The 26,140-nt window shown below is 34.7% G+C and carries 28 protein-coding genes and 1 pseudogene; 11 read left to right on the top strand and 18 right to left on the bottom strand.

Going from position 1 to position 26,140, the window contains the following annotated elements; genetic code table 11:
• Positions 1 to 8: 8 nt before the first annotated feature.
• On the bottom strand, positions 9 to 317 hold the full coding sequence (locus NFU07_RS13140; RefSeq protein ID WP_210018584.1) for a PadR family transcriptional regulator: 309 nt from the start codon (positions 315 to 317) through the stop codon (positions 9 to 11).
• 656 nt (positions 318 to 973) lie between these two features.
• On the opposite strand from NFU07_RS13140, the gene NFU07_RS13135 reads away from it, so the two are divergent.
• Positions 974 to 1,300, top strand: coding sequence for a DUF3139 domain-containing protein (locus NFU07_RS13135; RefSeq protein WP_251478851.1), 327 nt, complete (start codon positions 974 to 976; stop codon positions 1,298 to 1,300).
• A gap of 229 nt (positions 1,301 to 1,529) precedes the next feature.
• On the opposite strand, the gene NFU07_RS13130 is transcribed toward NFU07_RS13135, so the two are convergent.
• The 10 genes from NFU07_RS13130 to NFU07_RS13085 form a co-directional block, all read right to left on the bottom strand.
• Positions 1,530 to 1,625 carry a putative holin-like toxin gene (locus NFU07_RS13130; RefSeq protein ID WP_251478849.1) on the bottom strand — a complete coding sequence of 32 codons (96 nt, stop codon included), beginning with the start codon at positions 1,623 to 1,625 and terminating at the stop codon, positions 1,530 to 1,532.
• Positions 1,626 to 2,534: 909 nt separating this feature from the next.
• Positions 2,535 to 3,062 (bottom strand): hypothetical protein, encoded by a 528-nt coding sequence (locus NFU07_RS13125; RefSeq protein ID WP_251478847.1) that lies wholly within the window; start codon positions 3,060 to 3,062, stop codon positions 2,535 to 2,537.
• A gap of 51 nt (positions 3,063 to 3,113) precedes the next feature.
• Positions 3,114 to 3,749: a hypothetical protein gene (locus NFU07_RS13120; protein WP_251478845.1), complete on the bottom strand. Its 636-nt coding sequence runs from the start codon at positions 3,747 to 3,749 to the stop codon at positions 3,114 to 3,116.
• Positions 3,750 to 4,003: 254 nt separating this feature from the next.
• On the bottom strand, positions 4,004 to 4,894 hold the full coding sequence (locus NFU07_RS13115; RefSeq protein WP_251478844.1) for a tyrosine-type recombinase/integrase: 891 nt from the start codon (positions 4,892 to 4,894) through the stop codon (positions 4,004 to 4,006).
• A 137-nt stretch (positions 4,895 to 5,031) separates the two neighbouring features.
• Positions 5,032 to 5,445 (bottom strand): hypothetical protein, encoded by a 414-nt coding sequence (locus NFU07_RS13110; RefSeq protein WP_251478842.1) that lies wholly within the window; start codon positions 5,443 to 5,445, stop codon positions 5,032 to 5,034.
• Positions 5,446 to 5,949: 504 nt separating this feature from the next.
• Positions 5,950 to 6,648 (bottom strand): hypothetical protein, encoded by a 699-nt coding sequence (locus NFU07_RS13105; protein WP_251478840.1) that lies wholly within the window; start codon positions 6,646 to 6,648, stop codon positions 5,950 to 5,952.
• A gap of 292 nt (positions 6,649 to 6,940) precedes the next feature.
• The gene (locus tag NFU07_RS13100) at positions 6,941 to 7,156 is read right to left on the bottom strand and encodes a hypothetical protein (RefSeq protein ID WP_251478839.1); all 216 of its coding nucleotides are present in this window, start codon (positions 7,154 to 7,156) and stop codon (positions 6,941 to 6,943) included.
• Between the two features lie 269 nt (positions 7,157 to 7,425).
• Complete coding sequence (locus tag NFU07_RS13095; protein ID WP_251478837.1) at positions 7,426 to 7,749, bottom strand: hypothetical protein; 324 nt, start codon at positions 7,747 to 7,749, stop codon at positions 7,426 to 7,428.
• Entirely contained in the window at positions 7,733 to 7,888 is a 156-nt protein-coding gene (locus NFU07_RS13090; RefSeq protein WP_251478836.1) for a hypothetical protein, read from the bottom strand. Before NFU07_RS13090 ends, NFU07_RS13095 begins: the two co-directional genes overlap by 17 nt.
• 27 nt (positions 7,889 to 7,915) lie before the next feature.
• Entirely contained in the window at positions 7,916 to 8,233 is a 318-nt protein-coding gene (locus tag NFU07_RS13085; protein WP_251478834.1) for a hypothetical protein, read from the bottom strand.
• 292 nt (positions 8,234 to 8,525) lie between these two features.
• Here NFU07_RS13085 and NFU07_RS13080 point away from each other — a divergent pair, with 292 nt between their 5' ends.
• The 4 genes from NFU07_RS13080 (at position 8,526) to NFU07_RS13065 (ending at position 12,162) form a co-directional block, all read left to right on the top strand.
• Complete coding sequence (locus NFU07_RS13080; protein ID WP_251478832.1) at positions 8,526 to 9,011, top strand: polymorphic toxin type 50 domain-containing protein; 486 nt, start codon at positions 8,526 to 8,528, stop codon at positions 9,009 to 9,011.
• Positions 9,012 to 9,050: 39 nt separating this feature from the next.
• Positions 9,051 to 9,392 carry a MafI2 family immunity protein gene (locus tag NFU07_RS13075; protein ID WP_251478830.1) on the top strand — a complete coding sequence of 114 codons (342 nt, stop codon included), beginning with the start codon at positions 9,051 to 9,053 and terminating at the stop codon, positions 9,390 to 9,392.
• Positions 9,393 to 10,480: 1,088 nt separating this feature from the next.
• Positions 10,481 to 10,843 (top strand): DUF3221 domain-containing protein, encoded by a 363-nt coding sequence (locus NFU07_RS13070; RefSeq protein WP_251478828.1) that lies wholly within the window; start codon positions 10,481 to 10,483, stop codon positions 10,841 to 10,843.
• 53 nt (positions 10,844 to 10,896) lie between these two features.
• Positions 10,897 to 12,162 (top strand): S1 family peptidase, encoded by a 1,266-nt coding sequence (locus tag NFU07_RS13065; RefSeq protein WP_251478827.1) that lies wholly within the window; start codon positions 10,897 to 10,899, stop codon positions 12,160 to 12,162.
• A gap of 282 nt (positions 12,163 to 12,444) precedes the next feature.
• On the opposite strand, the gene NFU07_RS13060 is transcribed toward NFU07_RS13065, so the two are convergent.
• Complete coding sequence (locus tag NFU07_RS13060) at positions 12,445 to 12,705, bottom strand: hypothetical protein (protein WP_251478825.1); 261 nt, start codon at positions 12,703 to 12,705, stop codon at positions 12,445 to 12,447.
• A 165-nt stretch (positions 12,706 to 12,870) separates the two neighbouring features.
• Here NFU07_RS13060 and NFU07_RS13055 point away from each other — a divergent pair, with 165 nt between their 5' ends.
• Both NFU07_RS13055 and NFU07_RS17780 read left to right on the top strand, forming a co-directional pair.
• Positions 12,871 to 14,811 (top strand): AAA family ATPase, encoded by a 1,941-nt coding sequence (locus tag NFU07_RS13055; protein WP_251478823.1) that lies wholly within the window; start codon positions 12,871 to 12,873, stop codon positions 14,809 to 14,811.
• 492 nt (positions 14,812 to 15,303) lie between these two features.
• A pseudogene (locus tag NFU07_RS17780) lies at positions 15,304 to 15,576 on the top strand (Abi family protein); the annotation flags it as partial.
• Between the two features lie 213 nt (positions 15,577 to 15,789).
• On the opposite strand, the gene NFU07_RS13050 reads toward NFU07_RS17780, so the two are convergent.
• Positions 15,790 to 16,371, bottom strand: a complete 582-nt coding sequence (locus NFU07_RS13050) for a restriction endonuclease (protein ID WP_251478821.1) — start codon at positions 16,369 to 16,371, stop codon at positions 15,790 to 15,792.
• A gap of 75 nt (positions 16,372 to 16,446) precedes the next feature.
• Positions 16,447 to 17,181, bottom strand: a complete 735-nt coding sequence (locus tag NFU07_RS13045) for a helix-turn-helix domain-containing protein (protein ID WP_251478819.1) — start codon at positions 17,179 to 17,181, stop codon at positions 16,447 to 16,449.
• A gap of 348 nt (positions 17,182 to 17,529) precedes the next feature.
• On the opposite strand from NFU07_RS13045, the gene NFU07_RS13040 reads away from it, so the two are divergent.
• Both NFU07_RS13040 and NFU07_RS13035 read left to right on the top strand, forming a co-directional pair.
• The gene (locus tag NFU07_RS13040; RefSeq protein WP_251478817.1) at positions 17,530 to 17,895 is read left to right on the top strand and encodes a hypothetical protein; all 366 of its coding nucleotides are present in this window, start codon (positions 17,530 to 17,532) and stop codon (positions 17,893 to 17,895) included.
• A gap of 111 nt (positions 17,896 to 18,006) precedes the next feature.
• Entirely contained in the window at positions 18,007 to 18,960 is a 954-nt protein-coding gene (locus NFU07_RS13035) for a restriction endonuclease (protein ID WP_251478816.1), read from the top strand.
• Between the two features lie 114 nt (positions 18,961 to 19,074).
• On the opposite strand, the gene NFU07_RS13030 is transcribed toward NFU07_RS13035, so the two are convergent.
• On the bottom strand, positions 19,075 to 20,184 hold the full coding sequence (locus NFU07_RS13030; protein WP_251478814.1) for a toll/interleukin-1 receptor domain-containing protein: 1,110 nt from the start codon (positions 20,182 to 20,184) through the stop codon (positions 19,075 to 19,077).
• 317 nt (positions 20,185 to 20,501) lie between these two features.
• On the bottom strand, positions 20,502 to 20,891 hold the full coding sequence (locus NFU07_RS13025; RefSeq protein WP_251478812.1) for a hypothetical protein: 390 nt from the start codon (positions 20,889 to 20,891) through the stop codon (positions 20,502 to 20,504).
• Between the two features lie 432 nt (positions 20,892 to 21,323).
• Here NFU07_RS13025 and NFU07_RS13020 point away from each other — a divergent pair, with 432 nt between their 5' ends.
• Positions 21,324 to 21,647 carry a ribonuclease E inhibitor RraB gene (locus NFU07_RS13020; RefSeq protein WP_251478810.1) on the top strand — a complete coding sequence of 108 codons (324 nt, stop codon included), beginning with the start codon at positions 21,324 to 21,326 and terminating at the stop codon, positions 21,645 to 21,647.
• A gap of 308 nt (positions 21,648 to 21,955) precedes the next feature.
• On the opposite strand, the gene NFU07_RS13015 is transcribed toward NFU07_RS13020, so the two are convergent.
• Positions 21,956 to 22,984: a hypothetical protein gene (locus NFU07_RS13015; protein ID WP_251478808.1), complete on the bottom strand. Its 1,029-nt coding sequence runs from the start codon at positions 22,982 to 22,984 to the stop codon at positions 21,956 to 21,958.
• Between the two features lie 843 nt (positions 22,985 to 23,827).
• On the opposite strand from NFU07_RS13015, the gene NFU07_RS13010 reads away from it, so the two are divergent.
• Positions 23,828 to 24,625, top strand: a complete 798-nt coding sequence (locus tag NFU07_RS13010; protein WP_251478806.1) for a hypothetical protein — start codon at positions 23,828 to 23,830, stop codon at positions 24,623 to 24,625.
• Positions 24,626 to 24,855: 230 nt separating this feature from the next.
• On the opposite strand, the gene NFU07_RS13005 is transcribed toward NFU07_RS13010, so the two are convergent.
• Complete coding sequence (locus NFU07_RS13005; RefSeq protein ID WP_251478804.1) at positions 24,856 to 26,037, bottom strand: IS256 family transposase; 1,182 nt, start codon at positions 26,035 to 26,037, stop codon at positions 24,856 to 24,858.
• Positions 26,038 to 26,140: the final 103 nt, after the last annotated feature.

Here is a 26,140-nt window from a genome sequence, read left to right as displayed (position 1 = left end):
CCTTCGATTCAGTCTTTAATTTCCTTGAACAGTTCATAGGCTTTCTTTTGGGCTTCAACCAAAATGTGTTCTCCTTTTTCCGTGATACTGTAGTACTTCCGGATTTTGCCCTCCACGTTCCGGTCTTCCCTCGTCAACAAGCCATCGGATTCCATGGTATGAAGAACCGGATAGAGCGTTCCTGGTCCGATGCTGTAACCATGTTCCCGAAGTTCTTCCAACATCCAAGCACCGTAAATTGGCATCTCTTTGGCATGGTGCAAAATGTGGATATGAATGAATCCCAAAAAGAGTTTCCGAAGCACCTTGTCCTCCATTTGATTTCTCCTTTCTCATACTGACTCTAATAATGGTTTTCAATATTGAGAGTCGATATTGATATTTGTTATTAAGATAACACAGAATTTCCCGGAAGTCAGCGTAGTTCCAAGAAATTTACATTTCTTTAACATTGAAGAAACATTTAAAACATTGTTCCGGAGAAGCGTTCGTAAAAGTACACTTTTCCGTACACTTCAAAAAGGGCAAAATATGACCAAAAAGAACGTTCGTAAACGTATCAAATGACTTTACGAACGTTCGCTGAATTGCAGATACTTTTTTGTACGCAACAACATCGAACCGCTAGGCTCTTTCTCATTAAATATGATGCTAAAAGGTCACAGTTCCTTTATTCTCACACGTATATTGTCCATGTATTCGATATTAATAGTGTAACCAAGATAAATCCTTTTACAACCAAATTTATCCAATTTTTTCAATATCGTCTAGGTTCATCATGGTAAATTCCTTCTATCGAATATTAGATCGTAGCAGCACCTTGCAACTGTTTCAGTATTACAATTTAATTGTAATATACCGGTTTGACCTGATTCTTAAATAAATCTTGTTTCGCAACTTTAGAACTTGTAAACGTTTCTCAAATAGGCAAAATAACTCAAAAGAAAGTGTTTTAGAAATGGGGGCGCAATTAATGAACAAAACGGTAATTATGAGCACCGTAGCATTAGTCATAGTAGTAATTGGATTAGTAAATTATTTTTACCTGACACCGAAAGCCGCAAAATTAGAACAAATGGAAAATGATATGGAGCAGTATTTGTATTTGGATAGGGGATATTTGGAAGAGGAAATTTTAGAAGTTGATGTTAGATTTGATCCTTGGAAGCAAACAGGGTTGCAGCGATATACTGCTGTCGTTTATTTTGCGGATGAACCGGAAAATGATTACGGCTATTCGTATAGCCAAGATGGGGAGATTGAGCCATCATATTTTGGGAATGGCAGACATAATCCGTAAATTTGATATTTAATTCTATTAATTCTTTTAAAAACGGGAACAAGTGCTATAAATTATCATATAGTTGCATCTATGCAAATAAATCGTTAGAATAAAGGTAGATAAAGCAAAAGAAAAGCCGACAGGTGCGCTAACACCCATCGGCCTGTAACATGAAAGCATCGCTTCAAAGGCGATCGCATATCAGGTCAGAAGTAAACCGCTCTCTATGCTGGGAGGCACAGGCGGTTTACTTTTTTTGTGAAAAAGTATATGACAACACGATAATTGAAACAATCAGCCCCGAAAAGTTAATCACCAATGTCAGTGCTTGAAATACTGTCATTTGCATCTCCCTCCTTTCTTTTATAGCTGTGAGCTACTTTAGAAGGTGAGACATGCAACCGCCTATGATTTTCCGCTTACGTTACCTCTTAATTATACCATACACACGTTCTCCTTATATATTCATACTGCTATTTTTAAGCAAATAGAAAAATTCCATTTTCTTCGAAAATCCTACTCCCTGAATTTCCGCTGCAGCAAAAGTGATTCGACAATTCGAGTGAATATAGTGTCGTAATTCGACAAAGCCTCTATTTTCTAAAAACATTCTTCTGTTTGAAAAAGCCAATACATTTAATTTGTAAAGTAGCTTTCAAGTATTAGTCCTTGGATCATCAAGACAACTTGAATTCGATTAAGCTAACATGATTATATTCAAAACAGCATTAGAAATAGCCACATTAAAACGAGTTTCTTCTATTGTATAGGCGTTTTTTAAAACACTTTGAATAAAGGAGAAATTCTACAATTCCACAACAAGATTGATCTGAAACAAAGCAATGCTGATTTATGATATTGGAATTCTCAAATTCCCCATGTTGTCAATAAAAGAAACGCGTAGAGTAGGGTAATTTAATACACAGAATTTCGACATATTGTGACAAAAAGAAAGAAAAAAAAACGAGTTTCTTCTATTATATAGTGACTCTATAAAGGAAGAGACTGGATTGAGTTCCCACAATTCCACAATTCGTAATTTAATAAACGAAGCATATATGGGTTTCTTGAGTTATTAATTGGCTTATGAACAGAATGGAAGAAAAGATTAAAAGTTAAATTCAACTTCGGTAAAATCCGACAATTTGTGATAGACAAAAGACAGCAAAATGATCCAGTGGATCAATTTACTGTCTTTAAAAATCTTAAAATCAATAACATGATAACGATGTCTCTATTCTTTATTATCTAATCATTTTGAAGGCGGCCATTGGACTTCTGCTAATGCTGGATCAAGATTAAGATCAGAATTATGAACGTGAGTGTCTTTTATTAATTCTACCACCTTATCAAGTAAAGTTTTATCTACATCAGCGAATCTTGTATAAAAAGATTCTTTATCATGCCAAAGCTTTAGTTCCGCAAGAATGACTTTATAAAGTAAAGGAAATTCTGTTTCAATACTTTCTTTATTCATTAAGAAAGCATTTAGATAATTTTCAAAAGAATAGGCATAGCTTGATTTATCATTATAAACGGATGTTTTGCTTTCAATTATCACGTTATCTGAATGCATTACTCGGGCTACGCCTCTTCTCGTATTTCCTACAGCAGCAGCAAATACAAGAAGAGCCATCTTTCTCGTCTCGTAGTCCGAATCACTAAAATAAAGATAAAAGTCGTCCTTTGTAGAAGGGGACCAATCTTTGGCAGTTTCAAAATGCCCCTGTTCTAATCCTTCTAAAATTTGTATAGCTTTTTGTACAATCTGTCCTGACACATTAACCGCTCCTTATACTAGATTCAAGTTGGAACGTACATTCTAACGGAATCATTGCGGGTACATTGTTACTATTACCCAATCATAATTAAGATACCTAAAGTTGGAAAACGAGCTGTTTCCTTTTGCTAGGATAATTCTAACGGTTTGACCAGCTAAATCAGAAGGTCCTTGTTTATAACGGTAGTTTCCTGAATAACCCAAATAATTTTGTTCATTCATTACTTCCATTGCAATGTCTAAAGTGGCATCTGGATACTCTGCATATTGAAATTGATCTATCCCATTAACTTCGTGACCAAGTTCATTATTTGCTAGCAACATATGTCGTTTAAATATGTGACAGTATCCGTGACCGGAAGCAGCTCCCTTTCCATCGGGTAAAATTATCTTAGAACCTGATTTACTGGTTGCATACTTAGTTCCAAACGCCGTACCTGCAACAGCATCTAGTTCTGAAGAATCAATGCTATTTTCATTTTCAGAAATATTCTTATTGCTTGTTTCTTCGGTCAAGTTTTTTTCGTTTTCAACTGAAATAGTTCTGGCACTGATCCCGCAATAACTTTGGGCTTGCTGTTTAACTAGAGCTGAAAGCAACGGATCGGCACTTGCTTGAGAAGGGGAAAAAACGAATAGAGACATCAAAATAGATAAAGCGGCAACTAATTTGAGAACTTTGAACATTTTCAATTCCTCCTTATTTTGTAATCACTTTACATTATATAACATATATAACCAAAAAATACCATAATTTTTTTAAAATTCAAAAAACTTTTTCATTTCTCTATTAGATGAAGTAAAATTGTTCCCGTCAATCGCCCCAATTTAAAAAAGCAAGAAATGCATTAAAACATGCATTTCTTGCTTTTTCCTATCAATATATTGAATTTTAGGCTAGCTCTTTAAGAAAGAGAACCGTGTAGCTTAAAAGTTACTTTCTATAAGTATTTATCCACGCTTGTGTCGGAAACGGTCAAATAATGCTTTTCCAAAACTTGCGTCGAGGCATGTCCCGTCTGCTTGGCGATGGTGGAGAGGTCAGCCCCCTTGCTATGCATATGGGCCACCAATGTTTTCCGGAAGTTATACGGAGAAAGTCCAGTCCATTTTTTCAGTTGATTGCGATAGGCCGTTTCGCTGATCTGTTCACTCTTGTATTTCCCGCTTTTGTGCGTGCGTCCAACAAAATAATCCTCCTGCTTCAGCTTGTACAAGTGAATGTATTCCCGGACAGCTTTGACCGTCTCCAAGTTCAATCGTTTGTAATGCCACTTTTTCTGTTTCTTCAAGTAGACGCTTAAGGTAAACCCTTCCAAATCAAAATCCTTAATTTTCAACCGCACCATTTCATTCGGCCGGTTTCCGGAATACAGGTTCACCAGGCAGATGGCTTTCGGGCGGGCTGACAACAGGTGAAGGGACTCCACCAAGTGATCTTTGTTGACGTTGGATTTTCCTTCTAATTTAATGAGATCCGCATTTTCATCGGTCTGAAACATTTTCCGCATAAAGCTTAGCTGCTCTTTGCACGTTTCATCGAAGGTAACCTTTCGCGTGACGGCCAAATATTTCCGGATGGCCACCACCCGTTTTTCCCATGTGCTTTTTTTGACGCGTTCGACCAAAATCGACAAATGGAGAAAATCGATGTAACTGGCCAGATTTTCTTCCTGTTCCGTTTTTCGGCAATGCTGCTGGAAAGAACGAATTTCGCTGTTGTACTTTTCCGGAATGTAATTTTTGATTTCCGCAAATTGTTTCTCGCGATCCAGTTGCCGTTTCCGGTTTTCAAAGGCTTGTTTGAAAATAACTTTTCCATTTGCTTCCAAAAACGATCCCTCCATTTTCTATTGAACAATTGTTCGTTATCTTTTCCCAACTTACGATAACTCTACATTATCGCAACTTGAAAAATCCTGAAAAATTAGCCCGTTAAAACGGGTTTGTTTTTCATTCCGAATTCCATTTAGCGCATTTCTACCCAATTCAAATTATATCTTATTTTCATCGCTTGCATAATTGCAAAGCCATATTCATTGGAAGGGGAGAAATCTAGGGAACATTGACGGCCATTGAATAAGCTCATGCCAATATTCAGTAATTCAGTGGCTGAACCGTTGAGGCCCGGATTCGCTGGTATTAACTCATCTTCGGTATCGCTATATTTCATTAAAGTGACCAAAGGGGCATTATCGCCGCTGCTTACATCCGCTTCTCTTAACAATTCAAAAATTTCTGGAACGGCAGCCAAGTAAATATTGGCCCGATACTGAATATCGTCTCCTTTGGGTCCGTAGTATTCCAGGAAGGTTCCAAATTTGTATTTGGGACGATCATTGATAAAATACAATTCATCAATCCCTTTCTTCAAATCGATCATCTAGAAAACAATACTTAAACAATAATCCGGCATATAGGAAGAAGTTAATTATTAATAGCCAACTCATTGAAGATAAATCGCTTATATTCATCATTACCCCACTCTGCCTAAACTTTTGAATCAGTTTTTATGACTTTATCAGTTCCAACTTTTTTTAATTCATAGACTACAACATTTAAGTCCTTAGCCAAGCCATGTACAGACAAGAATTTTTTTAAGGTTCCTTAAATCTTTCATCACTTGTTTTTATTATGAATGCATTTTTAGAATTGTTCTGTCAAAAGCTCTTTCGAGATTCTTTTTTTCAAAAGAATTACTTGTATCTCTTGATTAATGGAACGAGGACCATCGTTCATTTCCACCAAAAACACTCCTTCGACCTATATTTATAGTTAGATTTTAACATTTACTATTCTGCCTACCTAATCAAATTGACATAAAAAAACGCCACCTGAAATAAGTGACGCTCCTTTGTTACTTGGTATTTTCTTTTAAACTCATTTTTTAATCGTTAGACTTCAATGGTAACTTGTAGTGAGCAGCTAAAACGTATACGGCCATCACAATAAATAACTGACTAAATTCACTGCTTTCAAAAAAATCTTGTGATGAAATTTCTGATTTAGTCAGTAGTCCTGTTGCAGTAGAATGTGATAATAAAAATATTGTCGTAAAAATAGCGAACAAATCAATTAAGTTAAGAAAGACCTTTTTACTAAGTTTATCTTTAATAGAGATATTTGATTCTGAAGCAGTTTTACTTAGATACATTTGCAATTTATCTAAATGTTTAGGAATATCAATATGCAAGTAAATACTATAAAAAGTTAGAGAAGTAAGGTAAGTTCCAAATATTAATGTATTAAACATCCTCACTGTTAACAAACTATCACCATAAAAATGTATCATTAAAGTCGATGCAAATAGCAAAGAAATCATTGAGAAAAATAAACATGTCACTAATTCTTTAAAGTAGAGGAAAATTTGTAAAGCTTTACCGACCTTTACGATTGAAAGCAAAAATTGCTCGAACAGTTCAAATCCGATAATTAGTGCACCTAATTTTATTAAATTAGATAAGGTTTGTGCAGATACAGGGTCTTGGGAGGCTATTGTACCAATAATCACAATAGAAAATAGGCTGTAAAAAATAACAACGACATAAATACCTTGGAAAACATGTTTTTTATTCATTTCATTCATCTGTTGATTAATCCCTTTCTCGGATAATGCTCTAAATTTAAATTCTTATTTAAGAATAAATGTTTTACCATTGCATGCAAACCTTTTATAAAAACTCTTATCAATGTTTTAAGTTTAATTAAGGCCCAGCACCAATAATACGAGCTATAATCAGCAAGTCATACAGTCAAAGAATTGATTTCTATTTTCTATATTGGAATATAACTGCTGACTTTCCTTTAACTTATAATTATTTAAAAAACACGTCACTTGAGCAAGTGACGTGTCTCTTCTTTCTGATCTTATGCACATTTTAGAACTGATTCTTTAATTCGTTCTGCACATAAAAACCGTATCCGATACATGCTAAGGAAAACAGGGTGACGATAGAAGAGAAAATAATCATCATCAAATCTCCTGGAATTCCGCTGATTGATGCACCCAGTGTCAGCATTGAAAGCATAAGCGCTAGGATTGCAGCATAGACTTTTGCTGAAAATATGAATTTACCATAGATGGTTTTTTGCATGTGAATCCCTCCTTTAATTTTTTATATAAAAACGGCAATATGCCCTTTCCAATCAATATACAGTATTCTCTTGCAAGGAATCTAATATTTCTGGTTCTAGCAATTGCTCAATTACCATCTGCCCCCCGACCCAATAGCCAATCAAGCGATTAGGCATTACTCTTCTATGATTCCATATCCCCTCAAGATAATCCGATTCTAAGCAAGTTTCTTGATAGACCGACATTAAAGTAGCCTGGTATGTTTCTAAAGAAGAACTTATGATTCCCTTATAAATGTGCAAATTCACGAAGCTGTTCTGCTGTGAACTTATAAGAAATACTTGCTGAAAAGTCCCAAATTTTATCTGAAGTTACTAACGGACCGTTTACTTCAACATATTTTTTTAGTTGATCTTTCGTAGCTTTAGCTGCAGATTCAATCCGTTCGATTTCATTTGCTAGTTTGAAAGTGTCCTCCGGTGTCAAAGTATTATCTGGAATGATTGCATGGTTTTCTATTTTAAATGCCATCTCTTTCAACTGGTTTCTTAAATAGTAATCCTTAAACAACATGGCTAGTCCCAATGACTTTAGCTTAGCTGTTTGCAACAAATTCTTTAACTTTCTCTACATGACTTGATTCAATTTGATTCATCTGCTCTTTATCTCCAAAGAAAAATGTCGACTCTTCCTGGATCAGATAAAATAACTTGTCTTTTCTTTTAAAACATACAAATTGACTCTTTTTCATAATAATTCTCCATTCTATTTTTTATTTTTACTTCCACAACAAGTCAAATTGATTCTGCATCTCTACAGACATATCCATTGCGGCAATATCAGTAAAGGTATTCAACATAATGTTAGATTGCTCATAAAGCGAATCTATCAAAATATACAAACCAGTAAGTGACAAAACACCAAGCAATAGTGTTATGCCAACGTAGCTGCAAACTTTCATTTTTACCACCTTCTCTCTTAGTTTTTTTACACGCAAAAAAAAGCCGACTTTCCCGAAAGGGACAATCGACTTTTTAAAACGCTTTTCACCTGTTAATACAGATAAAAAACAAACCATATGCAAATTTTTGACCAAAAAGTGGCCTGTCTTTTAATTCCCTTCAAATGAAAGAAATGTAAAGAACTAAAACAATTTGTGCTTACTCTCTTATTTCTGTGAAAACAGAAATAGTATGTAGGCTTCCGCAAAATTTGCGACTAGGATAACGTGTATAGCTGAATTATAGCAAAGTGTAATTTCCACTTCAATAAATTATGTAAAATTTTAACTCGAAACTAATTTTACATAAAGTTATCAGAATAGTTTTACTTTTTTAAAATATGGTGATTTAATGTAATAGATTCAAAAATATGGAGGAGGTATCATTTTGAGGAATAATTGTATTAAGTTGTTCATGGTGTTTTCGATTTTGCTGTTAGGGTTAATTTTCACAAATTCTGTTAGTGCTTCGACTGGCGCAGCAAATGACACGCTTGCCACTTCACTAACAGAGGAGGATAATATAGCAACTATGGGTAATCAATTTCCGCATAGAGTTATCGGTCCTACGGGAGTTTCTTTTCCGAAATCCATTAATATTCAAAAACAAAATGCTCACATTGCTGGGACATATGAACATGGACGAGTGCCAACTAATAGCGTCATAGGGGGAAATTTGGACTTTGCCCGTCACTTATTGAACACACATGGAGGCACAGGCAAGTGGCAAAATGCTAATAAAGAAGTATTTATACACTCTACAAATATCGGTAGAACGGTAAATCCACAAACAGGAATTGCTACTCTTACCAGAAAAGGAACTATACACTATTCAAATACTGGAGCGCATATTGTTCCAGCCCCATTCTATTAGTCAACTTGTAAAATTTACAGAAGTGGAAGTGATTTATGTATGATTGAACGCGGTAAAATATTTGCGAATATTGTACAAGCGCTACTTGGTAATGTTCCAACGTCATTACGAGCGCTAGTTATTACAGGCGATGACCAATCAAAGTTTTCTAATTGGACTGCATATTTCGATTTAGAAGCTGACGAAGAAGAATTGGAGGCTATTAATGTAGCAAATACGGTTTTCATGTCTTTATTTCTTGAATCTGAAATAAACAAGACAAATATCGAAAACATAAAACTATCGAAAGATGAATCATTACCTTGGTATAAGGATAAGGGCGGGAAAATTGACGGCTTTTTAGTTTATTTAAGATATGAGAAAGAGAATCTAAATCCTTAAAAAAGACAGGGTCAATCCTTAGGAGTTAGTCCTTAGCGTTAACCACTTTTTTTCAAACAAAAAAGGGGCTGACCTGAAGTATTTTACTTCTTCGTCAGCCCCTCTCTTCTTATTCACGATATAGAGTGAAATCAAAACCTCTTTTATTAGTACACTCCGTTTCGCCGCTTTTTCAATGCAACTTTCTAGGCATCGTAAATACCGAATACTCCAATGATAAAATAGAAAACCCATATATTTGACGATTAGAACTAGTACGCATTGAATACTTGCAAGCTCATTAAACTCAGACCTTTAATATGTTGTTTATTATAGAATTGATCAAAGCCGTTCCAACACAGACTTAAAGCAGCAGCTATTATTGTTCGGTGCTTTGATTCAAAATGCAATAAGAAATCTTCTTGGGCTTGTGGGTTCATGGCCATTCGCTACCATTTATTCAAACGCTTCTCGCCTGAAGTACTAGACAAAAACAAACTATATGCAAATTTAGACTATAGAATAGCCCGTCTTTTATTTCCCTCCAACTAAAAGGAATATAAAAAACTAAAACAATTTGTGCTAACTTACTTTCTTCTGCGAACAGAAAAACGTATGTAAGTTCCGCAAATTCGCGCCTAGGATAACGTGTATTGGTGAATTATAGCTAAGTACCATTTCTACTTCAATAAGTTATGTGAGAATTAACTTAATACTATCTAAAGGGGTTGGAGAACAATAATTGGAAGCAAGTAATTAAACAAATGCAGTTCTAATTTTGCTAAAACTAAAAAATAAAAGATTTAGTAGCATAGTATAGCAATTAAGATAACATTAGAGTTGAAAAAATTATTAAAATAATATGTTTTAGTATTAAAGTTCTATATATATTTTTATGGAACTAATTTACAATTGTTTAAACATACTACTTATAATTACAACGTTTGTAAATAGAACTTTAAATGGATTAGTCATGATATAACTTTTAGTTTAAAGCCATTTTCAAATTACTATTTTAAGAAATTAAATAGTGAGATATTTTTTGGAATTTTCAATTCGTATTGTACGTTTAGGTAGGTTTGTAATAACTTCAAGAAAGGAGGGGCAATATGATAAAGAAAATAATTTTATCTATCATTATATTATTGGTAATCGGTATCGGATTCACTATATGGTTTAATACGCAAGAAAGTATGGAAGGATATGTTTATTCTACTGAAGATTCTTCACTCTGGGTTATTGAACTTGGAGATGAAGAAATTAATAAGGGAGACAGTATTCCCGACCTGTTAAAGGCTAAAGCTAGTGAATCTGAAGGTGTAGTATTCGAAGAACCATTATTGAACCGAGTCACTGGAAGTTCTAACTTCCAAGAAGGCGATAAAGTGAAAATCTATTGGTCCGGTGGAGCTTTCCAATCAGCGCCAAGCTTAGTAGAAAACACGTTTTTCATTAATAAAGTAGATAACTAATTTATTTTGAGGAAAAATAAGGTAGTTATACGAAGTAAATTGGGGGATATAATTTGAAAAAAATAGTATTGTCATTGCTTTTTACTGTATTCATAATTGGATTTATTGAACAAGAACAAAAAGTAGAAGCAAATACGGTTGATGAATTTATGGAAGAACAGCAATCGCAAAAACAGGAGAAATTACTTACTAAGTTAGAAAAAGAGTTATCTAAAATGGATTTAAGTTTAGAAAGTTTAAGTGAAACAGGTGATATGTACTTTGATGGAGATCAAATGATTCTACAAATTGCCAATTCGACAGCTTCTAAAAAGGATCAGAAACGATTTGAGAAACTAGGTAGAATTACTAAGAAGTTAGCTCAATCATCACCTACTGAAATTAAAGTAGTAGCTACCAAGTATACCTCTAAAGAATTAATTGATATGCAGAATAATTTCGAAAGTAAAGCGAATGAATTAGGGCTTACTGATAAATATAAGTTGTCTTTAAATTCCGAGTTCAATCGACTAGAACTTGTAATTGAAAGTTTATCCGAACAGAGCACGAAAGAACTTCAATCGCTATATGGAGAAGCTCTTTCAATTAAAGTGGATGCAAATATTTCAGAAAAAATGGAAAGCGAATTCCAAGCGTTTAAACCTAGAAAAAGTGATTTTAACTCTCAAGGCGGAGGCATTGGTATAAAAACAACTACGGCGACTTCTGGAAGTTATTACAACTGTACGACTGCCGGAGTGGCTCAAAAAGGTGCTAATACTTGGGTAATGTCAGCAGGACACTGTGCTCAACATAGCGATACTTTTTATCAGTGGAATTCCAGTTCGCCATTAGGTTATACACATTTAAATGCCACTGCGAGTGATTATGACTTTTTATTAATTAAGGTAAGTGGCTCTCCTCTTAAAAGATATGCAACGAACGGTTTATACAACGATACAGCAGACACATCAACAGGATATGACGGTTCATTGACCGGTTCAATTGAACAATATCAAGGGATGCAAGTATGTAAAGTAGGCATAACTACAAATAGAACTTGTGGAGTAGTGACTGTCAAGAGAGAGCGAGCAGGCTCAATATTTAATAACGGAGCAGTTTATTTTGTGGTTGAAAACAACGGAGCAGTTATTTCTAAGGGTGGAGATAGTGGAGCGCCTTGGTTTACTCAAAGTCGACCATATAGATTAGTTGGAATTCATTCTAGAGGTTTGCCGACGGGAGATTCAACAAGAGCATTCGCTACTCCATGGACTGAAGTAGCAGATAAATATGGACTATCATTATATAGTGGCAGTGCGTCACTTCCTATGAATTAAATGTAAAGTAAAGTATTTTAAATTATCATAAAAACCTCTAAACGAAATTGAATTTTCGTTTAGAGGTTTTTAATTAGCATATAATGTATATTTAGGGGCGTTCAATACTCATTTCCGGGAATTGTGGGCAGTTATTCATTACCCATCTACTATCCCTTCCAAATTAATTATCTGGTAGTTCTACCAATTATATTGAAGGGGGCTGACGAAAGTTTTTTAATCTTTGTCAGCCCCCTTCATTTTATTTGGTGTGCGAATTAGATAGCTTTTTGTTACTAAGAATTATTTTTTTATTTTTAGACCAACTATATAGGCATCCAAAACTGCAAACGCTGCAACAAAAATATAAAAGAACCACATATTTGCTGCAAGTATTAAGTATGCATTGAATACTTGAAGACCTAATAAAGAAAGACCTTTTATATATTGTTTATTATAGAGTTGTCCAAATCCGGTCCAACACAGACTTAAAATAGCAGCTATTATTGTTCGATACTTTGATCCAAAACGCAATAAGAAATCTCCCTGGACTTGTTGGTTCATGGCTATTCCCTCCCATAAATGGATCTGTTTAGTTATTCTAGCAGGGAATGCAACATACTAGCAAAGCATCTTGACATAGAAAAGTATTAGAACTTACTAATTTATAGAAATTTTAAAATAATGGTATAATTAGGATGATTAAGTTACAAAAAGGGAGACGTTTAAATGATATTAAAAAAAGTGAAAATTAATAAATACAAAAGCTTTCTGCAAGAACAATCCATTGATGTAGAGCCTAAAACTACTCGTCTTGTAGGTAAAAATGAGTCAGGAAAAACCTCTTTTTTAGAAGCGCTTGCAAAGTTTAATTATTTCGAGGAAGATACTGAAAAAAAGTTTAACGAAACATTTGATTACCCTAAAAATGAACTAAAAAGTTATCAGAGATCGGATGAACTAGTTGAGGTAGTATGTTGCACGTTTGAACTTCTCCCTTTTCAGATCGAAGAGATTGAAGAAGAACTTGGCAAAGGAGTTTTTCAATCCAAAGAAATAATGGTTTCTATTGATTATGGAGATAATGAAAAAGTATATAGGAATGTATATTCAGACGAGAAAAAATTTCTAAAACTACTTCTGAAAGATTATTCCCTCGAGCCAGATGTTTTAAAGGATTTAGGAAAAGCTAATAATATAAAAGAACTTATTGCAATGTGTGAAGGAATAGAAGAATGTAGCAGTTTATTAGAAAGACTTAAAGTGATTAAAACATTTTCAAAAGGTTCGGTAAATACATTAAATGGCTATATTGCAAATCGCTATATAAAAAAATGGTTACCTAAGTTTTGGTACTTCGATGAGTACTATTCGATTCCTTCTCGCATCAGTATTTCTAAAATGAAAGCGGGTCAAACCGATGCAATTTTTACTAAGGAAGAGTTTAATACAGCTAAAGCACTGTTTGATTTAGCTAACATAGATATTGAGGAATTAGATAACGCTGATAGCTTTGAATCTTTTATTTCAGAATTAGAAGCCACGTCCAATGAAATTACTGACAAATTCTTAGAATACTGGACAACTAATCAAAACCTTGAAATTCTATTTGAAATTGAGCCAATTACGAACATTCATCCTTCTAACAGAACAGTCATAAGCCAAGATAAAATGCTAAATATCAGAATCAAAAATACGAAACATCGAGTATCATTACCTTTAAAAAATAGAAGTAAAGGCTTTATCTGGTTTTTCTCATTTCTCGTATGGTTTAGCAGAATTGAAGGGAAAAAAGATGAAAGATTTATCTTGTTACTTGATGAACCCGGCCTGAACCTTCATGCTTCAGCACAAAAAGATTTATTGACATTTATTGATAACGAACTCGCTAAAAACTATCAGGTGATCTATACTACCCACTCCCCATTTATGATTGATTCTACAAAATTACATGAAGTTAGAACTGTTTATGATTCACTTGATCCTAAAAAAGGCAGCATAATTTCCAATGCAATACAAGAAAAGGATTCGGAAACGTTATTCCCGTTACAAGCTGCTTTAGGATATGATCTTGCACAAAATCTTTACATTTCTAAAAATAACTTGTTAGTGGAAGGACCAGCTGATCTTATTTATATAACAATAATGTCCAGTCTTTTAGAATCAATGGGCCGTACTTCCCTTACTAATACTGCAACGATTATTCCAGTAGGGGGGCTGGATAAGGTCTCGACGTTCATTTCTCTTTTAAGAGGGAGTAAGTTGAATATTGTATGTCTCTTAGACTCCTTTACTGATCAAAAAGGCAAGCGCAAAGTAGATGATTTAGTCTCACACAAAATTGTTAAGGAAAAAAACATTCGATTCTTTGATGAATTCTCGGATATTGAAGGTAAATACGCAGATATTGAAGATCTATTTGAGAAAGAAGAATATTTAAGTCTCTTCAACGATACGTTTGAAGAATATCCAGACATTACAATTGAGGAATTGGATTCTAATGAAGAGCAAATTCTAAAACAAATCAATAAAAAAATTAAGAAGACTCACTTTAATCACTACAGACCAGCAAATAAACTTGCTCAAAAAGGTGTTCATAATGAGTATTTTGATAAGAAGACACTTGAACGCTTTGAAAATATGTTTAAGGAGATTAATAAATTATTTTAATCAATTTAGTTCGAAATTTTCGATTGTAAAAAACCCGTGATTCCGATTTTGAACTGAAATCCAAATGGTAGACACTTTAAAAAGTGAACCCATTTGGGTTTTTTTCTGTTTTCAGCCCCGATATACTGAACATATCTACTGGAACGGAAGCGATTGTCAAGAGTAAACTGATCTTTAACGAACATCAACGCCGCGTTTTGGAAGCGAATCCGAATGTCAAAGCGGTCTCTGATCGTCACTTTAAAGATTATGTCGATTATAAACAAGCAACCAGCTTTGACGAATTGAGAGGGTTGGTAAATGAGCAAATGTAATATTACAACGGAACACGCAAGCGATGGAATCTAAAATGGACCGCTAGGATATAAAGAAGCTAAACACTTTAATAATGCTGTTTATCACGAAAAATTCTTAATAAGTTTAAATCGTTTTTTTGACAATAATAAAACAGAATTATTTGTATCCCATCATTAATCAAAATATCAAGGCGTCTTTCCCGTATGGGTTACAGTTGAAGTTTTGTCCTTTTCGACTTTTTCTATGCTCTTCAAAAACCTTAAGAATAAAGATAAATCGGCTATTTCTAAAGATCATTACAACCTCCCTTTTAAATACACGTAATGTTGGCTACATACCCTCACGATGATTCGAAATACATGTGCGCACCACGGTCGGCTATATGGGAAGAAGTTGACCAAACGGCCGCAGCTATTTGACGAGATGCAGGGGAAATTGAAAATGATGGTGTATTTTCCGCCATTCTAATAGCATGCAAGCTACTAAATGAGGAGGAATGCGTTACTTTCATAAATTTCTTGGCGTCATTAATAGAAGAATCTCGCCATTCTGTTAATATACAGCAAATAGGTTTCCGAGTGAGTGGAAAAATTGGATATAAAAATAGCGAAAGGTCTACTGTAAAAAATACAGTAGACCTTTTCTCATAACTGATATTCTGAAACAGACAGTATTTGAAAGCTAACTTCTATCGACAGCTCTTTCTTCTTTGGGTGTCGGAGAAATTCCCTTACGAACTTCGTTCTTCTTTTTCAATTCCAACATCCACTTCATCAGCAGTGTTCGATCCACTAAATGGACTAGATTGGATTTTGCTAAGTTCTTTGCAGGCTCCGTGTAATGGCTATTCGTGACAACCCAGCATTCGTCCGCCTGGTAATGCTTTTTGGCAGCAGAGATTTCCTGGACGGCTTTTATGCCTACATTCTTTTTATAGCGTTTTGCTTGAACGATGATTTTACGACTTTTGGATGATAAAACCAAATCCGCTCCATAGTCACCGGTGGTTTTTGTTAATTGAACTTGATAACCTTTTTCGAGAAATAAGACGCGTAAATATTCTTCAAATTCTTTTCCCGTCATTTGATCAACGTTTAGGATGCCTGACTTCTTTAGCTTTTGATATCTAATAGCATTTCCGATTAAGGCAATTAAGAAGGCTCCCAACGCAAATAAAACAAGAAACCCTGTCAATAGAGGTTCTGCCGTTACAATCGTCCAAAAAAACTCAAATCCCATTTTAAAACCTTCAAAAAACCCCATTATTATCTGCTCCTCAATCTTCATTTTAAAAGAAAAAATCTTTTATCTATATGTGCTATATCCTAGACTATCGTTTTAATCTGGATAATTTTCTAATCTATTTAATGCTTTTTCGTAAGCAGAAATTCGCTTCGCTTCTGCAGCATCTATTTTTTGAAGAATTCGCTGCCAATAGATATTTCCGCTGTCACTATAGGATTTAGCCGTTTCGCGCCAGAGGAATTCTTCGGCTTCTTCCAGTACAATGAGTCTCCGGCTGTTAATTTTCAAATGCGGCATTCCCTCTTCTTTAATCAAGAGATTGATTGTTCCATAACTGACTCGAAAATGCTCTGCAGCTTCTTGAGGTGTTAGAACGGTGCGCCCCAAGTACGACTCTCTTTCCTTTGCTGACTTATGGCGGAGCTCTTCTCCAAATTTCCCTAGCTCCTCTTGGATAATGGACCGGATAACTTCATCAATCATGGATGGTGCCTCCTTTTTGATTTCATTGTTCCTCAACTCATGCATTACCGCTTGGACATCCCATACACCTTCCACATCGGACCATTGATTTTCTTTGTAAGATTGAATCGTCTCCTGAACCTCAGTTAAATCGAATATTAATCGATTGCCAACTCTGCGATGAGGCATGGCTCGCTCATAGGTAAGTCTTCTAACTACATGGGAATCTATCCCTAGTTCTCCTGCAAATTCTTTCATCGTTACATATTGCTTCCTCCTAGGGGGCAGCTGCTCTCTTTTCGTCAGCATAAATAACTCCATCTCTTCTTTAAACAAGTTCTGAATAAGAAATTCAAAATTGCGCATTCCTTTCCTCCTTTCATTTTAGGATAGGAGTAAACAGTATTTTTTTAAGCTTACCAAAACTTCTCGCAGTAATGATAGATGCAATTAAAACATAGATTTTGGAATGAGTTTTGATAGAAATATTAAAAAGAGAAGTAGATTTATCTCTACTTCTCTTTCACTCTCAAAAACCATCGTTTTTGATAGATTTGAACTTCTAATACTCTCTTCTAATAAATAAAATAAATCTCACTCAAATATTTTCCTAAATTAAATTAACTTATAATTCTTAATTTAACTTTACATTTGAGAACCTTTTTTAGTATTCTATTATGAGAACCTTTATTAGAAATACTTAGGAGTGATAAAATGGATTTCAAAAAATATGTTGAAGAAATAAAACTTGCCAAGGAAATCGAAGAAGAAACGTCGGATTTTGTTAAATTCAGTATAAACGTTGATGATAACGTTAATCGCCGTTTAAAATACGTTGCTGGGGAACTGGAAATTACACGCGCAGAATTAACAAGAGATTTAATAGAACGCAGTTTGTATCAACTTGAAACGGCTCTTGAACTGGATCCTTTAGACTTCGATAAACCATATGCAAATACACTCTATGCCCATTTAGATTATGTAACGGTATCTGGAATTAAATTAGCTAAAGAAGATTTTATTCAAGCGATCAAAGCTTCCCGTGAACGTGAGGCAAAGAAAAAAAGAGTAGAAAATTAAACAGTAAAAATCACTACGCTTCTCATCTTTAAACTTAATAAATCTCATTCAAAAATTAAAAATATAATCCTATTCTTTTAAAATTTTCATTAGAAATTTGGAGGTATCCGTGTGACTCAAATTTATCACTACCCACCCGATTTATTTAATCTATTAGTACAGACCATCCCTTTGTTGTGTAAATCTAAAAGAGATACTATAAATTTTTTGAAAGGGTCAGGTATTCCCAACAGTTTTATTAGTGATTTAATTAATCAAGTCAACTTCGATCGTAATTCTATTGGAAAAGCTGAAATAGTTAGAACTGTTCTGGAAAGAATCAATGAAAATGGGGATGCTTCTTTAAGGGAACGAAGAGAGTTGTTAAAAAGAGTAACAGAGTTTGAAAATTTTGAAGCATGCTGGGAGAAAGACAGGCTTCCTGCAAAAGCTTTAGTAAGCGATATCCGGAGCTTAATAAACGTTAAAGATTCTTTTACTAGAATAAATGTAGAACGAGAAAAACAAGTGAAAATAAATCAAGAGGAATATCTAAAGAAAACACTCGCAAAAGAAAGGCATTATAAAGAGCTTAGTTCTATAAAGTCTCAGCTATATAGCTTATTTTCATATACAGATGCGCATAAAAGAGGAAAAGAATTAGAAATTGTGTTAAACAGATTATTTAAAGCAGCCGGTTTTTCGGTACGAGAAGCTTTCGCCCTTATAGGCGATCAAGGAGAAGGAATTATAGAACAAATAGATGGAGTTGTAGAAATAGACGGAGAACTGTACTTAGTAGAGATGAAATGGTGGAGTAAACCTATAGGAAACGGTGAAATGGCCGAACACCTTGTACGCCTCTATAGCCGTGGAGAAGGAAAGGGGATTTTCATTTCAAATTCTAGTTTTACAAAACCGGCTATCAATCAATGCAAAGATTTTCTCTCTAAATCGGTTGTATGTCTTTGCGGATTAAATGAAATTGTGATGGCATTAGAGACTGGTACCGATTTGAAACAACTTTTTAAAGACAAAATCCAGGCAGCTATCGTAGACAAGAATCCTTATCATGTCATTCATTAGTCTATATTACAAAATCTTCTTGTGAAAAGGGATTATACAGAAAAGGAATGCTTCCCTAAACTGTATAATCCCTCTAGTTTTCAAGCTATATTTTATGCTAAACAAACCCTGGAGTTATATCATTTCTTGATATAATGGTAAAACTGTACTATCTAAATCTCCTTCAGTTATATCAGAAATATGACGTTCCTCAATCATCAATTTTTTCAACATAAAGTCATCAATAAACGCAATTTCTTGATTTTTTATATATCCAATTTGAATATGGTACTCTCCAAACTTTTGATAATCTTTAAAGAATCTTTGTTGATGTTGAGAATTTATTGATTTAGACATGAAATGTATTCGAGAAACTGCCATAAACAAATCACTATGAGCAACCTCAATATTCAGATCCTCATACCTTTTAATAAAACCATCGAGGTTCGTACCAACAGTTACAAAGTAACCGGCATTCTCTCCCTTTAAATCAGTGTGAATAATGGCAATTCTTAATTCATCATAAAAATCAACATTTACATCTTCTTTTGTTAAATCTCTTTTCCACTGCTCAGCAATCTTCTTTGCTGAGTTTTCACTTTCAAACAGAAGAGCAATTGCAGGTGGCAGAGAACTATCTGGAGTATATAAGTATGCACAACCTCTCCAAGCAGCCTTATTCCATAAATCAATATCAATTAAAGAAGTATAGAACATTGTTTTTCTTTCTTTTTCTTCTACAGGGCGTAACGGTCCTAGTGGAGGTCTGCTCGCAGTGCTTGGCACCCCTCGCAATCTCCAGTACAGTCGGTCAAAACTGCTGTCATTATCTGCGATATACCGTGTAGCACCCTGTAATGGAGTTGGAATATCCATATGTGTTGACCCTTCACTAAACAAAATCGGAATAAATTTATTATTTATACCGCCCTCATTATATAAGTGTTGATAAATCAAACCTGATTCCCAAATTCCGCCTAATCCTTGACCTGGAATTTCTTCGCCCATTACTCTTTTAAAATATAAAGGAGTACAAATCATAAGAACATAATCAGCATTACGAACTTGTCTATCCATCCATCTTGGCCAGCCCTCAGGCGGAGATTCTTCATATTGATCTAAGACAGCGTCTATTCCATCAGCCCGCAATCTATTTGAGAAAGCCAATACTCTGTCTAAATGTTCTTCTGAATCATGAGTATAACTGATAAAAACCACCGGGTTTGTATTACTTCCCTGACTCAAATATTCTCCTCCTAAGTAATTAATTTTTATAGAATCAAGTGCTTTTTATTATAAGGATAATTATACGATATTAATCGTGATAATTCTCTGATACCGATAGCCTTCGAAAATCAAAAATAGAAAGCTAATCGACAAAGATTAGCTTTCTATTTAGGCGTGTTAAATAACACTTGAATAGGATGTATTCATCTAAATAAAATACTAAAGAGAAAAATCTTCAAGTATAGGAACGTTCTCTTTGTTAGTTCCATTTTCTTGAAAGCATCCATTGACTTTGTAAAATTGAACGATCTTTTTGTACGTGTGTGAAAAATTATTCACTTTTCTTTGTATATTAAAGTTACTGAAGTTGTTGGGCTATTTTCTTTATCTGAATAAAAGTAAATTTCGTAGCCTTCTTTATAATAAACGGTAACATATGATTGAGTTTCACTCTCGTCGAAAAAAGTATCAGTAGATTCTTTTGAAAAAATTGAACTAACTTCATGTGGTGTCATTCCTACATGAGCATCAAAAATATTTATTTTAGAATCTGCAGTAGTGAATCCTACTACCTTATTCTCTTGAGATAAGAAATATCCAATTGTTTCATTAAAAACGACTAACCTTCCACCCATAAAGTAATCATCATAAGTTGGATCTCCATAGTCACTTATTAATTCTTCCAATGAAACTCCAAGTTTTAAAAAAGTTATAAAATCAGACATCTCTCTTTCACAACCTTCGTCAATTATTTTTCTTTTTTAGTTTCTAAAATTTATTATCAGGGTAGTTCCATTTTAGTCAATAATTGATATCTAATTCTTAGATTTAGTATATCTGGAAGTTGCTTTATAGTCCATCTCTCTACTTAATCTTATTAATTTTTGCTTCTAAATTGAATGCAATTTTTCCTCAGTCATTGTCTACATGAATTTATATATTGTTAAAACTCCATTTACATATAGTACGACTCTGCGTATTTCAAATTTCATAAGTATCGACAATCCTCTATTGTTTTAACACACCGGCTAGTGTATTAGTTCAAAAACAATCGACACATTTTTTAATCACTTTCCTAAGGAAGTAGTTTAATCAAAAAAATGGTAAAATATTAACGATAACTAATTCGCTACTCAAGAACTGAAGGAGACGAAAATATGACAGCATTTCCTAAAGATGAAGATGGACAGGTATTAAAAAAATTATATAAACAAGGTGTTGATTTTAAAGAACCACAAAATATTGATTTTATGGTTGCAGTTCCAGATAAAAAGAACGGTAAAGCTCTTTTAGAAACTTTAAGAAGAGGTGGGTTTACTTGTGAATTAGAACAAGATGAGGAAACTGAAGAATGGACTTGTTATTGTTTTATAACAATGCTTTTAAATTACGAAGAGATCATTGATATACAAAAACGACTTGACGAATTAAGTAAGCCCTATGATGGGTACACAGATGGATGGGGACTCATGGTTAACTAACAAAAGTTTTAGAAAAAAGTAGTTAAATAGTGAGCCCATGAAGTCAAAGCTTTAGTTTATGCAGCTAAATGACTGGCATAATCCCGGTGTAATACCGAGTTTATGCCAGTCATTTTATGTTTGATGTGTTAATTGTTGTAATAGAAAATGAGAATAGTATCGATAATTCGCTCTTGTCCATGTTTAAATTATTTATGGAAACTAAAAAAAGATGACTCTGGTAGAATACCGACGTCATCTAATCGCAGACTAGCTGCAGCATACCTTTTTATAACCTATCCATTAAACGGGTCGCGGATTAGTCTTTCCTATCCCTTTCTTTCTCCTTTTAGCTCCCTTTTCAATTTTGATGCAGTCCCTTTTTTCTTTGGCGGGCTGAATATGGAAAGAGCAACGGCACTTTTTTTATGGGTTTTGCTAATGATTTGATACAAGTTTTTTTCAATATAACGCAACTGTTGATGATTTATTTTTTTTGTAGCAACGATATCGTATCCCCATATAGGAGGCTTTAAAATATTTACATATTGATTGCTTTCTCTGACGCGCTTGAAGTGACGGTGCGAATGATCCCATACGATATAATGCTTCTCATACGTGCTCTCATGTTCGTTCTTTAGGCAGGGCAACACGATATATACGTCTCCTTCTATCCCTTGAGTTCGCTGATGATGGATGTCAGCCGTTGCGGTTTGCCACGTGATATACGCTAGACGATTTTTGTAATCCGAATTCGTCTCTTCTGCCGTTTTCTTCGGATAAATTGGTTTTTGTTTTCTCGAAAATAATTCGACAATGATAAAAGAAAAATCCTCGTCAGAATGGGACAAAAACCGCTTCTCCATATGCCTTACATCAATCCACTTTCCCTTCGTGTCTATATCATTTACCAGATTCCGCACAATCAACACAGCGGTAGATTGACTGCTTTTCACATATGTAATATAGGTGGCATCGTATTGTTGATTGCTTCTTAAGTGTGGTGGTTCAACTATATTCCGACCGTTTTTCTCTGCTTTGCACGTAGCATAATCAATATATTTCTCTATGTAATACGCTCGTAATTCTCCTAAAGGCTCCTGTTCTCGTTTATGACGTAATGCTTTTCCTAGTTGTTTATTACGCTTTTTCTTTTCCTCTATTTTTTGTAGAACTTCAGAATTACCTATAAGATGGTCATTCTTATACGATTCACTACAGTCATAACAGATTTTCCATTGTTTAATCCACCGATGCTTTACATCTAGTTCGCTGGTTGTTCTCAAATAGTCTTTCACTTTCTTTTGCAATCGGTTGTTTTCATTTACTACTTGTTCCCCACAAATGATACAGTCCATCGTACACCTCCAATCGTTGCGTTAGTCGAAAAAGGGAAAAACTTTACTCCTTGTTCAAGTAAAGCACCAGTTTAATTAAAATCCTTAGTCCTTCTTCCCATGAATGATAAAGTTTCCCTTAATTTTTTATTTCAAAGTTACTCTTATCATGTTGTTCAATTACTCTGGTGAAATTAATACACATATATAAGAAATTTATTAGTAATAAGTAGGACTTGGTCCTTTAAAGGAAATCTGACCATAGAAAAACCACACTCCTATTGTTATTTACAACTAACAAAGTAGGTGCAGTTCAATTTTTGTTTATTTAGCAATCAATCATTTCCCCAGAACATACGCTTTATTGAAATTCAATCAGATTGATCTTTTTAATTTAAGTGAGAACTACCCACAAAATTAAAGAAATAATTGATAAACAAATCCAAGTAACCACTTTTGATTTACTATCTTTGTTTAAAATGGTTAAGGATACAGTCCAAAATATAAGAGTGAGCCAAAACAAGTGGACCCATATGCCTCCAAAAGTGATAGCTAAAATGGCTAATACGACATTAATTATGGAAATTATTGAGCTCATTTCTTTCATAAAATCTCTCCTCAGTTATATTTCATTTTATAGCTATTGTACTTGAAACAAATAAGAAGTACTAACAAATTTTGATTTTTCAAAATTTATACTATTTAAATTACACTGTAATTACTATATTTGCATAAAATGTTAAATTTTTTAAATATAAATAAATGCTAAAAATTTAAAATATTATATAAAATTAGAATTTTATGTCATTTTGATGTTACAATGTAAAAAGATGGATTAAAAACAATAAATGGAGGTTATGTAAATTGAAGAAATTAGTCTTAACTGTGGTGTGTACTAACTTAATTCTTGCTGGGTTTGCTTCATCTTCTTTAGCAGCTCCAATGAAAGCAGTACAAGAACCATCTCAAGTACTTAGCACTGAAACTGGAAATTCTCCGATAAATACGAAGTTAGTTAAACAAACAGACGATTATTTAAAGTACTCTTATACTTTAGACGGTGAAAATTACGTTATTGAAGAAAATTTTAAGGGAGATTATGAAGTCAGCTCAGTTATTTACTTGGAGAATAAAAAAACAGGAGAATTAGAATTTTTTGAAGAACTTAATACATCATATGATGAAAAAAAAGATTTAATTGTCCAAGTAAATCATGAAGGAGATGTTAGTGAGACTGTAGTTGAACCAGAATCTGAAGTTACTCTATATAACTCTAAAGATGCACAACTACTCTCAAATGGCTCAAACTTCTCAACTTTTGCAGATCAGGCGGGAGAATTTTTATACAAAAGTACAACTACTGGAAGTAGCAAACCAACTCAATGGTTAGTAGGGGTAATTGCAATTACGATAGCTTCTATTACAAAAATGCCTGCAACAGGAGCCTGGGCTGTTAAAGTAGCCGGTTTTACTTACGCTTTTAACACAAAAACAGTATATTATAAGTATGTAAATTACCAAAAAAATGCTGGGAGTGCTGCTATGGTAGCCAGAACTTTCCGATATGTTTATCCATCCAGCGCTAGAACTAATCCAATCGCCAATTCTGTGACAGATTATAGTAGAGGTGGAACTTCTATAGTATCTACAAGAATTTATTAAACGAATAGTATTTTTTAAAATAAAATCCATCTGAAATAATATACTCTTCATAACAGATTACTTTTTATAGTCTGTAATGGAGAGTTTTTTTAAAGAGAAGAAGACATATAATAAGTCCACAATCTTAAATGATAGATCATTAGCAATTAAAGAAACTACATTTCTAATAAAAGTGAGACCGTCAATAATTATGTGTAAATAAGTAAATCCTTTTCTTGTATGTATGTTCATTAAGCCTGTTTGAACATCTCAGCCAGCTCTGCTCGAGCTTGGTCGAATCCGATATGGCAGCGGGTGGAGAAATTCTGGTTATAGATTTCGAATTGGGAAACCACGAAGCGGTCCAAGGAATCTTCGTTCGGGAATTGCTCTTTTCGCTTGCTGTATTTCTTCACTTTCTTATTGAACGACTCGATGAGGTTTGTCGAATAGATGCTTCGCCAAATCGATTTCGGGAAATCGTAGAAGGTGAAAATAAAGGGATTGGATTCCAATGATCTTGTCACTTTCGGATAAGCGGTTTTCCATTTGTCGACAAAGGCTTTCAGCGCTTCTTCGCCCAGTTCCCGGCTCTCTGCCCGGTACACCGATTTGAAGTCTTCACAGATTTCTGGCCGGTCGGCGACACGGACTTTGTGGGAGATGGTGCGCGACAGATGGACGCAGCACGCTTGATACTTGGCATCCCGAAAAACCGCAAAGATGCGATCGGTGATGCCTTTCAAGCCGTCGGAGATGAACAGAAGCACCTCTTCGACACCGCGCTCCTTTAAGTCCAATAGGACTTCTTCCCAAACGAACGCGGATTCCGTGGGCGCCACTGTATAAGCTAGGACTTCTTTCGAGCCATCCTCCCGGATGCCAACTGTGATATAGACGGCTTCCTTGGAGACGGTGTCGCGCTTGAGGGAAATGTAAGTCGCATCCAGATAGACACAGGCATAGCGCTTATCCAACGGACGAGATTTGAACGCTTCGACCTGTTCACTCATCGCTTTCGTCATATTGGAAATCGTTTGCGGGGTGTAGTGATGACCGTACATCTTCTCAATCAGATCCGAGATCTCGGACATCGTGACGCCTTTCTGGAACATGTGGATGACGAAAGATTCCAGCGTATCGTTTGAGCGCTTGTATGGAGCGACCGTCTGTTGGTTGAATTCGCCGTTCCGGTCACGTGGAATCGACAGGTTTAAATCCCCGTACTCCGTATGGAGTGTCCGCGTGTAGACGCCATTCCGGGAATTGCCTGAGTTGAAGCCGATACGGTCGTATTTCTCGTAATCCAGGAAAGCCGTGAGTTCGGTCTGAAGGAGCGTATTGACCGCTGTCTCCAGATGCTTGCGGAAAACTTCGGAGATGTCTTCTTTTTTTACTAGAGCTTGCATGATATCTGTTGTAAACTGAGTCATAGGGAAGGCCTCTTTTCTGTGAATTGGTTGTGGTGACTTAATTCTACAAGAAAAGGTCTTCCTTTTTCTATTTATTCATTTACACAAGATATTTTACGCTCTC

This window comes from Planococcus sp. NCCP-2050 (assembly GCF_023708025.1).
In the GTDB taxonomy this organism is placed as follows: domain Bacteria; phylum Bacillota; class Bacilli; order Bacillales_A; family Planococcaceae; genus Planococcus.
The sequence above is the reverse complement of the archived record's forward strand: the minus strand, read 5'-3'. Positions and strand labels throughout refer to the sequence as shown.

Bases quoted from the DNA above. Each gene is read 5' to 3' on its own strand.
- NFU07_RS13075 (WP_251478830.1), top strand. From the start codon at position 9,051: ATGATTGAACGCGGTAAAATATTTGCGAATATTGTACAAGCGCTACTT.
- NFU07_RS13090 (WP_251478836.1), bottom strand. From the start codon at position 7,888: ATGAAAAAGAGTCAATTTGTATGTTTTAAAAGAAAAGACAAGTTATTT.
- NFU07_RS13135 (WP_251478851.1), top strand. From the start codon at position 974: ATGAACAAAACGGTAATTATGAGCACCGTAGCATTAGTCATAGTAGTA.
- NFU07_RS13025 (WP_251478812.1), bottom strand. From the start codon at position 20,891: ATGTCTGATTTTATAACTTTTTTAAAACTTGGAGTTTCATTGGAAGAA.
- NFU07_RS13015 (WP_251478808.1), bottom strand. From the start codon at position 22,984: ATGGACTGTATCATTTGTGGGGAACAAGTAGTAAATGAAAACAACCGA.
- NFU07_RS13110 (WP_251478842.1), bottom strand. From the start codon at position 5,445: ATGATCGATTTGAAGAAAGGGATTGATGAATTGTATTTTATCAATGAT.
- NFU07_RS13105 (WP_251478840.1), bottom strand. From the start codon at position 6,648: ATGAATGAAATGAATAAAAAACATGTTTTCCAAGGTATTTATGTCGTT.
- NFU07_RS13005 (WP_251478804.1), bottom strand. From the start codon at position 26,037: ATGACTCAGTTTACAACAGATATCATGCAAGCTCTAGTAAAAAAAGAA.
- NFU07_RS13040 (WP_251478817.1), top strand. From the start codon at position 17,530: ATGGATTTCAAAAAATATGTTGAAGAAATAAAACTTGCCAAGGAAATC.
- NFU07_RS13050 (WP_251478821.1), bottom strand. From the start codon at position 16,371: ATGGGGTTTTTTGAAGGTTTTAAAATGGGATTTGAGTTTTTTTGGACG.
- NFU07_RS13140 (WP_210018584.1), bottom strand. From the start codon at position 317: ATGGAGGACAAGGTGCTTCGGAAACTCTTTTTGGGATTCATTCATATC.
- NFU07_RS13100 (WP_251478839.1), bottom strand. From the start codon at position 7,156: ATGCAAAAAACCATCTATGGTAAATTCATATTTTCAGCAAAAGTCTAT.
- NFU07_RS13045 (WP_251478819.1), bottom strand. From the start codon at position 17,181: ATGCGCAATTTTGAATTTCTTATTCAGAACTTGTTTAAAGAAGAGATG.
- NFU07_RS13120 (WP_251478845.1), bottom strand. From the start codon at position 3,749: ATGTTCAAAGTTCTCAAATTAGTTGCCGCTTTATCTATTTTGATGTCT.
- NFU07_RS13055 (WP_251478823.1), top strand. From the start codon at position 12,871: ATGATATTAAAAAAAGTGAAAATTAATAAATACAAAAGCTTTCTGCAA.
- NFU07_RS13070 (WP_251478828.1), top strand. From the start codon at position 10,481: ATGATAAAGAAAATAATTTTATCTATCATTATATTATTGGTAATCGGT.
- NFU07_RS13020 (WP_251478810.1), top strand. From the start codon at position 21,324: ATGACAGCATTTCCTAAAGATGAAGATGGACAGGTATTAAAAAAATTA.
- NFU07_RS13060 (WP_251478825.1), bottom strand. From the start codon at position 12,705: ATGAACCAACAAGTCCAGGGAGATTTCTTATTGCGTTTTGGATCAAAG.
- NFU07_RS13130 (WP_251478849.1), bottom strand. From the start codon at position 1,625: ATGACAGTATTTCAAGCACTGACATTGGTGATTAACTTTTCGGGGCTG.